13 protein-coding genes are annotated in these 12,803 nt (G+C 69.8%); 7 read left to right on the forward strand and 6 right to left on the reverse strand.

Annotated elements, in window-relative coordinates:
• Position 1 precedes the first annotated feature (1 nt).
• Together trxA and BJ970_RS27870 are read right to left on the reverse strand one after the other, a co-directional pair.
• Positions 2 to 352: a thioredoxin gene (gene trxA, locus BJ970_RS27865; protein WP_184729781.1), complete on the reverse strand. Its 351-nt coding sequence runs from the start codon at positions 350 to 352 to the stop codon at positions 2 to 4.
• Positions 353 to 442: 90 nt separating this feature from the next.
• Positions 443 to 3,310: an FAD-binding and (Fe-S)-binding domain-containing protein gene (locus BJ970_RS27870; RefSeq protein ID WP_184729783.1), complete on the reverse strand. Its 2,868-nt coding sequence runs from the start codon at positions 3,308 to 3,310 to the stop codon at positions 443 to 445.
• 176 nt (positions 3,311 to 3,486) lie between these two features.
• Here BJ970_RS27870 and fabG point away from each other — a divergent pair, with 176 nt between their 5' ends.
• The 3 genes from fabG to BJ970_RS27885 all read left to right on the forward strand — a co-directional run bounded on the left by fabG (position 3,487) and on the right by BJ970_RS27885 (position 6,181).
• Complete coding sequence (gene fabG, locus BJ970_RS27875; RefSeq protein WP_184729785.1) at positions 3,487 to 4,191, forward strand: 3-oxoacyl-ACP reductase FabG; 705 nt, start codon at positions 3,487 to 3,489, stop codon at positions 4,189 to 4,191.
• Positions 4,192 to 4,310: 119 nt separating this feature from the next.
• Positions 4,311 to 5,078, forward strand: coding sequence for an enoyl-ACP reductase FabI (fabI, locus tag BJ970_RS27880; protein WP_184729801.1), 768 nt, complete (start codon positions 4,311 to 4,313; stop codon positions 5,076 to 5,078).
• Positions 5,079 to 5,146: 68 nt separating this feature from the next.
• Positions 5,147 to 6,181 carry a ferrochelatase gene (locus BJ970_RS27885; RefSeq protein WP_312864500.1) on the forward strand — a complete coding sequence of 345 codons (1,035 nt, stop codon included), beginning with the start codon at positions 5,147 to 5,149 and terminating at the stop codon, positions 6,179 to 6,181.
• 68 nt (positions 6,182 to 6,249) lie between these two features.
• Here the strand turns inward: BJ970_RS27885 and BJ970_RS27890 are convergent, their stop codons facing one another.
• Positions 6,250 to 7,023 (reverse strand): Rv1486c family protein, encoded by a 774-nt coding sequence (locus BJ970_RS27890; RefSeq protein WP_184729805.1) that lies wholly within the window; start codon positions 7,021 to 7,023, stop codon positions 6,250 to 6,252.
• A 140-nt stretch (positions 7,024 to 7,163) separates the two neighbouring features.
• On the opposite strand from BJ970_RS27890, the gene BJ970_RS27895 reads away from it, so the two are divergent.
• From BJ970_RS27895 to BJ970_RS27905, 3 genes are all read left to right on the forward strand, one after another.
• Complete coding sequence (locus tag BJ970_RS27895) at positions 7,164 to 7,973, forward strand: DUF3097 domain-containing protein (RefSeq protein ID WP_446689108.1); 810 nt, start codon at positions 7,164 to 7,166, stop codon at positions 7,971 to 7,973.
• Positions 7,974 to 8,075: 102 nt separating this feature from the next.
• Positions 8,076 to 8,507: an NfeD family protein gene (locus BJ970_RS27900; protein ID WP_184729809.1), complete on the forward strand. Its 432-nt coding sequence runs from the start codon at positions 8,076 to 8,078 to the stop codon at positions 8,505 to 8,507.
• A gap of 4 nt (positions 8,508 to 8,511) precedes the next feature.
• Entirely contained in the window at positions 8,512 to 9,681 is a 1,170-nt protein-coding gene (locus BJ970_RS27905) for an SPFH domain-containing protein (RefSeq protein ID WP_184729810.1), read from the forward strand.
• A gap of 94 nt (positions 9,682 to 9,775) precedes the next feature.
• On the opposite strand, the gene BJ970_RS27910 is transcribed toward BJ970_RS27905, so the two are convergent.
• The 3 genes from BJ970_RS27910 to BJ970_RS39650 form a co-directional block, all read right to left on the reverse strand.
• On the reverse strand, positions 9,776 to 10,156 hold the full coding sequence (locus tag BJ970_RS27910) for a PAS domain S-box protein (protein WP_184729812.1): 381 nt from the start codon (positions 10,154 to 10,156) through the stop codon (positions 9,776 to 9,778).
• A 2-nt stretch (positions 10,157 to 10,158) separates the two neighbouring features.
• Positions 10,159 to 10,554: a VOC family protein gene (locus BJ970_RS27915; RefSeq protein WP_184729814.1), complete on the reverse strand. Its 396-nt coding sequence runs from the start codon at positions 10,552 to 10,554 to the stop codon at positions 10,159 to 10,161.
• Positions 10,555 to 10,725: 171 nt separating this feature from the next.
• The gene (locus tag BJ970_RS39650) at positions 10,726 to 11,436 is read right to left on the reverse strand and encodes a GntR family transcriptional regulator (RefSeq protein WP_184729816.1); all 711 of its coding nucleotides are present in this window, start codon (positions 11,434 to 11,436) and stop codon (positions 10,726 to 10,728) included.
• Positions 11,437 to 11,503: 67 nt separating this feature from the next.
• Here BJ970_RS39650 and BJ970_RS27925 point away from each other — a divergent pair, with 67 nt between their 5' ends.
• Complete coding sequence (locus tag BJ970_RS27925) at positions 11,504 to 12,781, forward strand: MFS transporter (protein WP_312864501.1); 1,278 nt, start codon at positions 11,504 to 11,506, stop codon at positions 12,779 to 12,781.
• Positions 12,782 to 12,803: the final 22 nt, after the last annotated feature.

Genomic DNA, 12,803 nt, shown 5'->3' on the forward strand with positions numbered 1-12,803 from the left:
CTCAATCCGCGTTGTTGCGGACCTCGTCCATGTCCAGCTCGCGGGCCTGGCGGATGAGGTCTTCGAAGACGTTCTCCGGTAGGGCGCCGGGCTGCTGGAACACCAGGACGTTGTCCCGGACGATCGCCAGCGTCGGAATAGAGCGGATTTCGAAGGCACTGGCCAGTTTCGGCTGGGCCTCGGTGTCGACCTTGGCGAAGACGATGTCCTCATGGGTCTCGGCGCTGCGCTCGAAGACCGGCGCGAACATCTTGCATGGGCCGCACCAGTCGGCCCAGAAGTCGATGATGACGAAGTCGTTGCCTGCGACGACCTCGTCGAAGTTGTCCGTGGTCAGCTCGACCGTTGCCATCTTGTCTCCCTCCTCGCTGCCTGCGTAACCGGGCAACGCGGGGCACCGGCCCGGCATTCCTCGGCGCACTGTCGCATCCGCCACTTTGCCTTACGAACCGCTGAGGTCAAGGGCGCGGGCGACGAGGGTGGCGAGGTGGACGGGTTCGGCGTCGGTGGTCTGTCGGAGTTGGGTTCGGCAGCTGAAGCCGTCGGCGACGATCTCGGTGTCCGGGGCGGCCCCGCGGACGGCCGGGAGCAGGGCCTGTTCGGCGCAGGCGATCGAGACGTCGTAGTGCCCTCGTTCGAAGCCGAAGTTGCCTGCCAGGCCGCAACAGCCCGAATCCAGCACCCGCGCCCGGGTCCCGGTGGCGTCCAATGTGGCCTGATCGGCGGCGAATCCCAGTTCGGCGTATTGATGGCAGTGGACCTGAACCAGCGCCTGCGGGCCGGTTTCAATGCGCTGCCACTGAGTTCGGGTCGGTTCGATCCATTCGGCGAAGGTCTTGGTCGCTGCCGCCAGTGCCTGCACGTCGGGGTCGTGCGGTGCGAGTTCCAGGGCGTCGTTGCGCAGGAATGCGGTGCAACTCGGCTCTAGACCGACCACGGGCATGCCTTGGTCCAGTTGGGGGCGCAGCAGCCGAGCGGTGCGGCGGGCCATCGTGCGCGCGATGCCGAGCTGTCCGGTCGAATGCCATGTCAGTCCACAGCAGACCGGTTCGCGCGGTATTCGCACGGCGTGGCCGAGCGCTTCCAGCGCCGCCACCGCATCCCGGCCGATGTGCGTATCGAAGTGGTTGGTGAAGGTGTCCGGGAACAGCACCACGCGTGCGCCAGCGGCGGTGCCGGTGGTCGGCCGCCGATCAGACCACCACGCCTGTAGTGTCTGCGCGGCCAGTTTCGGCACGTCCCGTCGCGTGTCGATGCCGCCGAGGCGTTTGAGCGCGGGAGCCAGCGGTCCGGAGAGCACTCGGTTGGCCAGCCTGGGGGCGTGTTTGCCCACTGCCAGCCACAACGGCAGGAAACCCATCGAGTAGTGCGCGGCCGGGCGGATGCGGCGCCGGTAGTGGTGGTGCAGGAATTCGGCCTTGTAGGTCGCCATGTCGACATCGACCGGGCAGTCGGACTTGCAGCCCTTGCACGACAGGCACAGGTCGAGCGCGTCGCGGACCTCCGGTGAGCGCCAGCCGCGGCGGACGAGGCGACCGGCCAGCATCTCGAACAGCAGGTGCGCCCTACCCCGGGTGGAGTGTTTCTCCTCCTTCGTCGCCCGGTAGCTCGGGCACATCACCCCGCCCGTGGTGTTCAGGCACTTGCCCATCCCGACGCAGCGGCGGGTCGCGGCGGCGAGATCGCCGTCGTCGGCGTGCAGCGCCAGCGTGGTCCGGCTCGGCAGCCGGGGCGGTGCCACCAGGAGCCGAAGGTCCGTGTCGACCGGCCGCGGGCGCACGATCTGACCGGGGTTGAACAGGTCGTCGGGGTCGAAGGCGGCTTTGAACCGTTCGAAGGCCTTGATCACCTCGGGCGGGTACATCCGGGTCAGCAGCGCCGACCGCGCCTGACCGTCGCCGTGCTCGCCGGAGACCGAACCGCCGTGCGCGACCACGAGGTCCGCGGCAGCCTCCAGGAAGGCCCGGTAGTCGGTCGCGCCTGGCGCGGACAGCAGGTCGAAGTCGATGCGGACGTGGATGCAGCCGTCCCCGTAGTGGCCGTAGGTCACCCCGCGCCGCCCGAACCTGGCCAGCAGGGCGTCGAATTCCCGGAGGTAGGCGCCCAGTCGCTCGGGTGGCACGGCGGCATCTTCCCAACCGGACCACCGCTCGGAACCGGCCATTCGCGTTGAGTACCCGGAGCCTTCCTCGCGGATCTTCCACAGCGCCGCCATCCGCGCCGGGGCGGTGTGGATCACGTGCTCCGCGCGCTCACCCATGGCCGCCGCGATGCGCTGCGCCGCGGCTTCGGCCTCCGCCTGGTCGGTGCCACCGCATTCCACCAGCAGCCAGCTCCGGCCCCCCGGCAGCAGGGGCAACGCGGGTGACGCGGGGTTGCGGCGGCGCACGACGTCCACCAGCTCGGCGCTGAGCCCCTCGATGGCCAGCGCGCCCAACCCGCGCAGTCGGGGCACCTCGTCGGCGGCGGCATAGGTATCGGAGAACCCGAGGACCGTCATCGACCTCACCGGCGGCGAGGGCACCAGTTCGACGGTCGCGCCGAGGACCGCGGCGCAGCTCCCCTCGGTGCCCACCAATGCCCTGGCCAGGTGGAACCCGTTCTCCGGCAGCAGTTGGTCCAGGTTGTAGCCGGATACCCGGCGGGTCAGGTCCGGGAACGAGCGGCGGACCAGGTCGCCGACGTCATCGCGCAGCGTTCGGAGCTCCTGGTAGAGCCGCCCGGTCCGGTCGCCGCGCGCGCACAACCGGTCGAGCTCGGTCGGCGATGTCGCGCCCACCTCCAGGCGCGTGCCGTCGGAGAGCAGCACGTCCAGCGAATGCACGTTGTCGACGGTCTTGCCCCAGGCCACCGAGTGCGTGCCGCAGGCATTGTTGCCGATCATGCCGCCGAGCGTGCAGCGGCTGTGCGTGGACGGATCCGGCCCGAAGGTCAGGCCGTGGTCGGCGACCGCGGCGCGCAGCGAGTCCAGCACGACGCCGGGCTGCACCCGGGCCAGCCGGCGGTCCGGGTCGATGTCCACGATCCGGTTGAGATAGCGGGCGAATTCCAGCACCAGGCCGGGCCCGACGGCGTTGCCGGCGATGCTGGTGCCCGCGCCACGGCCGGTGATCGGCACCCCGTGCCGCCGTGCGATCGCGACCGCCGCAGCCACATCGTCCTCGGTGCGGGGGTACACCACGCCGACCGGAACCTGGCGGTAGTTCGACGCATCGGTGGAGTACAGCGCGCGAGTACCGGGGTCGAAACGAGCCGGGCCGGACAGCGCGCCGCGCAGTTCAGCGGCGAGTTCGTCGGACGAGACGGGCATGCAAGCGCCTCCCGGGTCGATGATCTTTAGCGCAGTGTGCCGGTCCACGTCGCTGTAGGGGAACCACGACACGGTGGGGGCATTTATGTATGGAGGCGATGAGCGGCCGGGGAGCGCGAGCGGATAATGTCGCGGCTGAAACGAATCTTGCGGCATTGTTCGAGGGGAGATCCACAGTGGCACGGTCCGTACTGGTGACCGGCGGTAACCGCGGCATCGGATTGGCCATCGCGAAGGCTTTCCAGGCTGCCGGGGACAAGGTCGCGGTCACGCACCGCGGATCGGGCGCTCCGGAGGGCCTGTTCGGGGTGCGGTGCGACGTCACCGACCCGGAACAGGTGGCCGCCGCCTTCGACGAGGTCGAAGCCGCGCACGGCCGGGTCGAGGTGCTGGTGGCCAACGCGGGCATCACCGACGACACGCTACTGCTGAGGATGAGCGAGGACCAGTTCAGCCGGGTCATCGACGCGAACCTGGCCGGTTCCTACCGGGTGGCCAAGCGGGCGGCCAGCAGCATGTTGCGCAACCGCCGGGGCCGGATGATCTTCATCTCGTCGGTCGTCGGGCTCTCCGGTGGGGCCGGGCAGGCCAACTACGCGGCGAGCAAGGCCGGCCTGATCGGCTTGGCCCGGTCGATCGCCCGTGAACTCGGCTCGCGCAGCATCACGGCCAACGTGGTGGCTCCCGGCTTCGTCACCACGGACATGACCGACGCGCTTTCCGAGGAGCGCCAGCAGGAGATCCTCGGCCAGATCCCGCTGGCCCGGTTCGCCGCCGTGGACGAGGTCGCGGCCACCGTCGAGTGGCTGGCCTCCGACGCCGCGGCCTACATCACCGGCGCGGTGATCCCGGTCGACGGTGGCCTCGGGATGGGCCACTGACATCGTCCGAATGGGACGGACGCAGTGGACGATTCGTCTTGGCGCGCTCGGCAATGGCGAGGGCGTGGCGGTAGTCGCAGGTGCCTAGGCGCCTCAAAGAAGCACAGCGGAGGAAATACGTGAGCGGATTGCTCGAAGGCAAGCGGATTCTGGTCACCGGCGTGATCACCGATGCGTCGATCGCGTTCCATGCGGCCAAGGTCGCGCAGGAGCAGGGGGCCGAGGTGGTGCTCACCGGGTTCGGCCGGATGAGCCTGGTGGAGCGCATCGCGGGCCGGCTGCCCAAGCCCGCCCCGGTGCTGGAGCTGGACGTGACCAACAGCGAGCACCTCGACAGCCTCGCCGACCGGGTGCGCGAACACGTCGGCGGGCTCGACGGTGTGCTGCACTCCATCGCCTTCGCCCCGGCTTCCTGCCTGGGCGCGGACTTCCTGGCCGCGCCGTGGGAGGACATCTCGACGGCGTTGGAGGTTTCGGCCTACTCGTTCAAGTCGCTGAGTACCGCGGTGCTGCCGCTGCTGGGCGAGAGCGCTTCGATCGTGGGCATGGACTTCGATGCCCGCGTCGCCTGGCCCGCTTACGACTGGATGGGCGTGGCCAAGGCCGCGCTGGAGTCGACCTCCCGCTACCTGGCCCGGGAGCTGGGCCCGAAGGGCGTCCGGGTCAACCTGGTGGCGGCGGGGCCGGTGCGCACGATGGCGGCCAAGTCGATCCCGGGCTTCAGTGACCTGGAGGCAGGTTGGGGCGACCGGGCCCCGCTGGGCTGGGACGTCAACGACCCGACTCCGGTGGCCAAGTCGGTGTGCGCGGTGTTGTCGGACTGGCTGCCCAAGACCACCGGTTCGATGATCATGGTCGACGGCGGCGTGCACGCCCTCGGCGTCTGAGCATGCGGGTGGCCCGCAGCCGCTGCCCCGGCTGCGGGCGTCCCGTTGCGCAGCGTCATCATGGTTCGGTGAGCTTTGATGCGTTGCTTTTCCTGTCGTTCGGGGGGCCAGAGGGCCCGGATGAAGTCCGGCCGTTCTTGGAGAACGTGACCAGAGGCAGGGGAGTGCCGCCGGAACGTCTCGACGAGGTCGCCGAGCATTACCACCATTTCGGCGGGGTGTCGCCGATCAACCGGCTCAACAAGGACCTGCTGGCCGCCCTCGCGGCCGAGCTGGCCGAGCAGGGCCGGGAAATGCCGATCTACTTCGGCAACCGAAACTGGCACCCGATGGTCGAGGACACCGTCGCGAAGATGGCCGACGATGGGGTGCGACGGGCGCTGGTGTTCGCCACCTCCGCCTGGGGCGGCTACTCGGGTTGCAAGCAGTACCACGAGGACATCGCGCGGGCGCGGGCCGCCATCGGCGACCGGGCCCCGGATCTGGTGAAACTGCGGCAGTTCTTCGACCACCCGCTGTTCGTCGAGGCCAACGCCGACGCGGTGCGCCGTGCGTTTGCTGAGCTGGACCCGGCGCGGCGCGACCAAGCGCGGCTGGTGTTCACCGCGCATTCGATCCCGCTGAAGGCCGATGCGCAGGACGGGCCGGACGGCCGCCCGCAGTGGTATTCCCGGCAGGTCGCCGAGGCGTCCAGGTTGGTCGCCGAGGCGGTCGGGGTGGACGGCTACGACGTGGTGTGGCAATCGCGATCGGGGCCGCCGCAGGTGCCGTGGCTGGAGCCGGACATCTGCGACCACCTCGACGACCTGCACGCCAAGGGCGTCGAGTCGGTCGTGGTCAGCCCGATCGGTTTCGTCTCCGATCACCTCGAGGTGATCTGGGATCTGGACAACGAGGCCAAGGACAAGGCCGCCGAGCTGGGCATGGGATTCGCCCGGGCGGCCACGGCGGGTCCGGACCCGCGCTTCGCGAAGCTCATCGCCGAGCTGATCGCCGAGCACACCGACGACTTGGAGCCGCGCAAGCTCTCGGTCCTACCCGCCGCGGGCTGCGCCACCAACGGAGCGCCCTGCGCCGTCGGCTGCTGTTCCAGTTCGAAGTAAGTGGTCATTGCCGGGAGGGTGGCGTGCATCGTGCTGATGCCCGCCACCCTCACCCGGCTCGGGTGGTTTCAGGGTTTGCTGGCGCGGTCGGCCAGGACGCGGACCATCTCGGCGACCGACGCCCGGCGCGCGGCGCGGACCGCGTCGAACAGCGGGCGCAGGGCCTCGGTGCGGCCGCGGATCGCCGAGGCGGACATGGCGCCGCCGGGCGAGTCGTCGGTGGCCACCCACAGGATCGCCTCGACCTCGGTGGCCCGCTGCAGGATTCGCAAGGTGCGCTGTGGTACGCCCTCCGGCCACGGCGGCGTCGGGCGCGACGAGACCGTTTCGGCGATCTCCTCCCGTACCCCGGGCCGGTGCTTGGCGACACCGAGATCGATCAACGCGCTGGCGGCTTCCCGCATCGCCGAGGCCATGCCGTGTTCGGCCTCCCCGATCGGCAGGTGTTCGAGCGGCGGCAGATCCCCGAGGCCGAACACGGTCCACCGCAGGATCCCTTCGGCGATGGGCTGCGGTACTAGTCCGAGGCCGGTTTCCGGCAGCACGACGGCTTCGCCGACGCGCATCGCCGCCTTCGCGAAGGGATTCGTCCCGCCGAGACCGCGGGCGTCGCCGGGGACCGGCAGCACCAGCGCACCATCGGCCGCCCCGGCTTTGCGCAGCGAGGCCAGCAACAGCGCGGGACCGGCCGGGGTTTCCTGTGGTCCGGGTAGGTCCAGCCGGGCGGCAAGTTCCGCGTCGGCGGCACACACTTCCTGCGACTCGGCCCAGTTCTGCAGGGCATCGAGCACGTCGTCCGAGGCGGCTGCACCGTGCAGCCAGGCGGACGTCCAGACAACCATCGTGGCGCTTGGGCAAGGCACGTCGAGAGAGGGTACGGAATGGGACTCCGCCGTGCCGTCGGGGGTCTTGCGACTGTGATCTACGCGGTGGCGGCGCGCCGCGCCCCACGTTGGCCACGATCGGATTAATGTGGCGCCTCGTGCGTTCGGTCAACTACGGCAAGGACATCCTCGCGGGCCCGCGTCGGCGGAAGGTGCCCGAGGTGCCCGCCGAGCCCGGCCTGGTGGTCGAAGACCCGGCCAGCGGGTTCTGCGGCGCGGTGGTGCGGGTGGACAAGGACACCGTCGTGCTGGAGGACCGGCACGGCAAGCAGCGGTTGTTTCCGATGCGACCGGCCGCCTTCCTGTTCGAGGGCGCACCGGCGACCCTCGTGCCCGTGCGCGGCAGCGCCCGGGCCGCCAAGCCCGCGCACTCGGCCTCCGGTTCGGTGCGCGTCGAGGGCCTGCGGGCCCGCACCGCGCGGGGCAGCCGGATCTGGGTGGAGGGCCAGCACGACGCCGAGTTGGTCGAGCGGATCTGGGGGCACGACCTGCGGGTCGAAGGGGTGGTCGTGGAGCCGCTGCACGGCGTCGATGACCTGCCCGCCCTGCTGGCCGAGTTCGGCCCGGAGCCGGGGCGGCGAATCGGCGTGCTGGTGGACCACCTGGTGCCCGGAAGCAAGGAGTACCGCCTGGTCGAGGGAATCGACCACCCGCATGTGCTGATCACCGGTCATCCGTTCGTTGACATCTGGGAAGCGGTCCAGCCGCGGGCGGTGGGCATTCCCGGCTGGCCCCGGGTGCCGCGCGGAACGGACTGGAAGCAGGGGGTTTGCGCCGAGCTGGGCTGGGGAGAGCCCGCCGATGGTTGGCGACGGGTGCTCTCGGCCGTGTCGAGCTTCCGGGACGTCGAGGCCCCGCTGCTGTCCGCGGTCGAGCGGCTGATCGACTTCGTCACCGAGGAGTGCTGACGGGCCGGGCCGGCTGCGGAAGGGCGGCGCGACATCACGCGTTGATCACGTCGGGCCGAATCGATCCGCCGAGCCCGCTCGGTGTCTGTCACCATGGGAAATATGACTCCCGCGCTGCTCTGGCTGATCGCCGGGGTGCTGCTGGTCGCCGCGGAATTGCTCTCCGGCGACTTCGTCCTGGTGATGCTCGGTGCCGCGGCACTGGGCGCCGCCGGGACTTCGGCGCTCGGCGCGCCGCTGCCGGTCGACGCTGCGGTGTTCGCGGTGCTGGGACTGGGGTTGATCTTCCTGGCACGGCCGGCACTGAAGCGGCGGATGCAGCTGCCGGGCGAGCTCAAGACCAATGTGGACGCCCTGGTCGGTAAGCGTGCCAAGGTGGAATCCACAGTAGATGCGCACAGTGGTCAGGTACGCATCGACGGCGCGCTGTGGTCGGCGCGGGCGTTCGACGAGACCCAGGTTATCGAGGCCGGCCAGACGGTCACCGTGATGGAGATCGCGGGTGCGACCGCCGTCGTGTGGGCCGAGCCGTGAGGAGATGGATGTGGGCGTGACCGAACTGATCGTGCTGGTGGTCGTGGTGCTGCTGGTGCTCATCATCGCGGTGAAGTCGGTGATGGTGGTGCCACAGGCCCAGTCGGCGGTGATCGAGCGGCTGGGCAAGTTCCGCTCGGTTGCCGAACCCGGGCTGAACTTCCTGGCGCCGTTCCTGGACCGGGTGCGGGCCCGCATCGACCTGCGCGAGCAGGTGGTGTCGTTCCCGCCGCAACCGGTGATCACCCAGGACAACCTGACGGTGTCCATCGACACCGTGGTGTACTTCCAGGTCACCGATTCGCGCTCGGCGGTGTACGAGATCTCCAACTACATCATCGCGGTGGAGCAGTTGACCACCACCACGCTGCGCAACGTGGTCGGGGCGATGAGCCTGGAGGAGACTCTGACCTCGCGGGATGCGATCAACACGCAGCTGCGGGGGGTGCTGGACCAGGAGACCGGGCGCTGGGGCATCCGGGTCGCGCGGGTGGAGCTCAAGGCCATCGACCCGCCGCCGTCCATCCAGGACTCGATGGAGAAGCAGATGCGTGCCGACCGGGAGAAGCGCGCGATGATCCTCAACGCCGAGGGCGCGCGGGAGTCGGCGATCAAGACCGCCGAGGGCCAGAAGCAGGCCTCGATCCTCGCGGCCGAGGGCCAGAAGCAGGCGGCGATCCTGGCCGCCGAGGCCGACCGGCAGTCCAGCATCCTGCGCGCGCAGGGTGAGCGGGCCAGCCGGTACCTGCAGGCGCAGGGGCAGGCCAAGGCGATCGAGAAGGTCTTCGCGGCGGTCAAGCGCGGCAAGCCGACCCCGGAACTGCTGGCTTACCAGTACTTGCAGACGCTGCCGCAGATGGCGCAGGGCGACGCGAACAAGGTCTGGGTGGTGCCCAGCGACTTCGGCAAGTCCCTGGAGGGCTTCGCGCGGATGCTCGGCGCGCCCGGCGAGGACGGCGTGTTCCGCTACGAGCCGCCGACGGAGGAGCCGCCGACCACCGCACCGGAAGAGGAAGAGGAGTCCGTGAAGGCCTGGTTCGACACGTCCACGACACCGGAGGTCGCGGAGGCGGTCCGGGCGGCCGAGGCGGTGGCCCGCAAGGAGGTGCCGAGCCCGACGAACTTCGGTAGGGGTGCGCTGCCCGAGTCGCCACAGGAGCCGGAGCGCGGCTGAGCGAGGGAGTTCGAGGCTCGGCGGGACATTCGCGTCCCGCCGAGCCTTTTCGTTTTCGGGCCGCACCCGCGATGCTTCCCGGGTGCGGCAAGCGTCAGCGCGATGGGATCGGTGCGAAGGGTCGTTCGTCGCCGGTTCGTTCGGTGTAGGTCGCGGCCGCTCCGACGAATGTCCCGTATGGATCGCGCAGCAGCGTGAACCGACCGGGAAAGGCCCGCACCCGGCCGTCGTGGCAGCGCACCGGAAGGCACGTCGTCGCGCCGTCGAGGTGGGCCTCGCCGGTGTCCATCGCCTTGCGGAAACCGGCCCAGTGCCGTTGCCGGTACTCCTCGGGGACGATCAGGTCCAGAGTGGACCCCACGGCGGTGTCCACTCGGTGGCCGAACAGTTCTTCGGCGCCGGGGCTCCAGTGCACGATCACGCCGTCGCGGTCGGCGACGACTACCGCCGACCGCAGCGCACGGTGGGCGGTCATGGTCAGCTGCCCGCGTAAGTCCCGAAGCTCCAGGTGTTGCCTTCCGGGTCCCGGACGGCGAATTCGCGGGAACCGTAATCCTGGTCCTGGGGCTTTCGGAGGACCTCCGCGCCGGCGGCGACGGCTCGCTCAAACAGCGCGTCGGGCTCGCCGGTGACCACGTAGGCGGCACCGGAGCCCTTGGGCTTGGCGAACGGATTGCCGGTGTCGCAGGTGCCGATCATGATGCCGCCGCCGTTCGGCCAGCGGAGTTCGGCGTGCACGATCCCGCCGTCGTCGCCGGGCACGATCAGGGATTCTTCGAAGCCGAATGCCTCGACCAGGAAGCGGATGCCCGCCTTCTTGTCGGCGTAGGGGATCAGCGGCCAGATTCCGGTGTGTGGTGCGTTCGTCGTCATGCCCTCAGCATGCGTCGGCGAGGTGCGTCGCGCCTTGGAGGAATGCAAGCTCGTCGGCCGTCCAGCGCGACGGCGCCACTCCACGTGGATTTTGTAATCCTTATTGTTTCAGTGTTGGCCAAAATCAATGTCCTTGGAGCAACCTACCGCCAGGTCACGAAGCGAATCACTTCAGAGCTCCGCGATTGGCTCAAGGTAGGGGCCGCCTGCGACACCGAGGGCGCGGACGGTCCCGAGAAGGTGTTCGCGCAGCCGGTCCTTGGCCAATTCCGGGTCGCCGACGCGGATCGCTGCCGCCAGTTGGGCGTGCTGGTGGGTTATCCGGGGGCGCACGGCGTGGGTGCGGGCCGTGGCGGTGATCCGCATCTGCTTGTCGCGCAAGGCGTTGTAGAGGTCGGCGACCACGGGGTTTCCAGCCGCGGCGACCAGCGTCGCGTGGAAGGCGCGGTCGGTCACGTGTATCTCAGCGTCACTGAGTCCGGCACCGTGGCATGCCGGGTGCGCGGTGAGCTGCTCGCCGATGGCGACCATCGCCTCGCGGCCCTGCGAGGCGAGCTTGTCGATGGCGAAGCTCTCCAGCGCCAGCCGGGCCTCCATGACGGCGCGGGCCTCCGTGGGGGTCACCGGCACGACCAGCGCGCCCCGTTTCGGGTAGAGCCGCAGGAATCCTTCGGTCTGTAGGCGCAGGAAAGCCTCGCGCACCGGGGTGCGCGACATCTGCAGCGCGTTCGCCACTTCGCCCTCCGAAAGCAGATCGCCGTCGAGGTAGCTGCCGTCCAGCAGTCCGGACTTGACGTGGTGGTACGCGCGGTCCGCGGCGGGCGGCCCGGCAGCGCCGGCAGTGGCGGAGGACACGGTTTCGCGTGGTGTTGCGCTCGACACGTGGTCATCGTACTTCCGCCCATCTTGTATCTATTGTGAATACAAGATTTTCCAGGAGGAGGTGCCGGTGTCCGGGACAGCCAAGACCGCGCTGCCTACCGGGGAGCAAGATGGTCGCCGGCAGGCAGCGCGGTCCGCGTGGCTGGTGTGGGGCATCGGCGCGGTCTGCTACTGCGCGGCGCTGTTTCACCGCGCCAGCCTGGGCGTGGCTGCACCGGAGGCGATGCGGCGCTTCGACACCGGCCCGGCGGTCCTCGCACTGTTCTCCGCGCTGCAACTGGGCGTCTACCTGATCTTGCAGGTGCCGTCGGGGCTGCTGGCCGACCGGCTTGGCCCGCGGAAGGTGATCACGGGTGGGGCGGTGGCGATGGCGCTGGGGTCGGCGGTCTTCGCGCTCACCGGTTCGATCGTCGGCGGGATCGCGGGCCGGATGCTCATCGGGTTCGGTGACGCGTTCATGTTCACCAACGTGCTGCGGCTGGCCGCGCACTGGTTCCCGCCGCAGCGGTTCGGCAAGGTCGCGTCCCTGACCGGGCTGGCCGGCGGCCTGGGGCAGGTGATCTCGACGCTGCCGCTGGGTCTGTCGCTGCACGATCTGGGCTGGGTGCCGACGTTTTTGGGTGCGGCGGTGCTCACCGTCGGGCTCGCGGTGGTCGCGGCGGTGGCGATCCGGGACCAGCCCGCGCACGCTCGGCTGGAGCACGAGACATCTCAGCCACGGGAGCGGATCAGGCACACCTTGCGGCACGTGATTTCGCAGCGCGGCACGAAGCATTCGTTCTGGGTGCATTTCGTGCTGATGGCGCAGTTCCTGGCGGTGACGACGTTGTGGGGCGCGCCCTGGCTGACCAAGTCGCAGGGGCATGGTCAGTCCGAGGTCGGTTCGCTGCTGATGCTCGGCGTGCTCGGCTTCATCGGCGGTTCGTGGATCGCGGCCCACCACATCTCCGGACGGCCGAAGCGGCGTGACCGGTTCACCTTCGGCCTCTCCTGCGTCGTGGCGCTGGTGTGGACGGTGCTCGTCGGCTGGCCGGGGGCGCTGCCGATGCCCGTGCTGGTGGTGGCGTTGGTGCTGATCGGCGCCGGTGGCGGCGGGGCCACGCTGGCCTTCGACGGGGCACGGATGGCCAATGCGACGCACCGCTCCGGGACCGCCTCGGGTGTGGTGAACATGGGCGGGTTCACCGCCGCGGTGCTGATCCAGCTCCTGGTGGGCGCGGTGTTGCAGGCCGTGTCGTTTATGCCGGCCGGGCAGGCGTACCGCTGGGCGTTCGCACCGGTGCTGCTGCTGTTGGCGGTGGGCACCCTGGCGCAGTGGTGGCTGCGGCAGCCGAAGGCGAGCTGACTCGGCGAGCCGCCTTCACACG

The organism is Saccharopolyspora phatthalungensis (assembly GCF_014203395.1).
Classification (GTDB): Bacteria; Actinomycetota; Actinomycetes; order Mycobacteriales; family Pseudonocardiaceae; genus Saccharopolyspora; species Saccharopolyspora phatthalungensis.

Coding starts and splice junctions, on each gene's coding strand:
- BJ970_RS27910 (WP_184729812.1), bottom strand. CDS start 10,156: ATGACCGCCCACCGTGCGCTGCGGTCGGCGGTAGTCGTCGCCGACCGC.
- BJ970_RS27905 (WP_184729810.1), top strand. CDS start 8,512: ATGGATGTGGGCGTGACCGAACTGATCGTGCTGGTGGTCGTGGTGCTG.
- BJ970_RS27900 (WP_184729809.1), top strand. CDS start 8,076: ATGACTCCCGCGCTGCTCTGGCTGATCGCCGGGGTGCTGCTGGTCGCC.
- BJ970_RS27915 (WP_184729814.1), bottom strand. CDS start 10,554: ATGACGACGAACGCACCACACACCGGAATCTGGCCGCTGATCCCCTAC.
- trxA (WP_184729781.1), bottom strand. CDS start 352: ATGGCAACGGTCGAGCTGACCACGGACAACTTCGACGAGGTCGTCGCA.
- BJ970_RS27890 (WP_184729805.1), bottom strand. CDS start 7,023: ATGGTTGTCTGGACGTCCGCCTGGCTGCACGGTGCAGCCGCCTCGGAC.
- BJ970_RS27870 (WP_184729783.1), bottom strand. CDS start 3,310: ATGCCCGTCTCGTCCGACGAACTCGCCGCTGAACTGCGCGGCGCGCTG.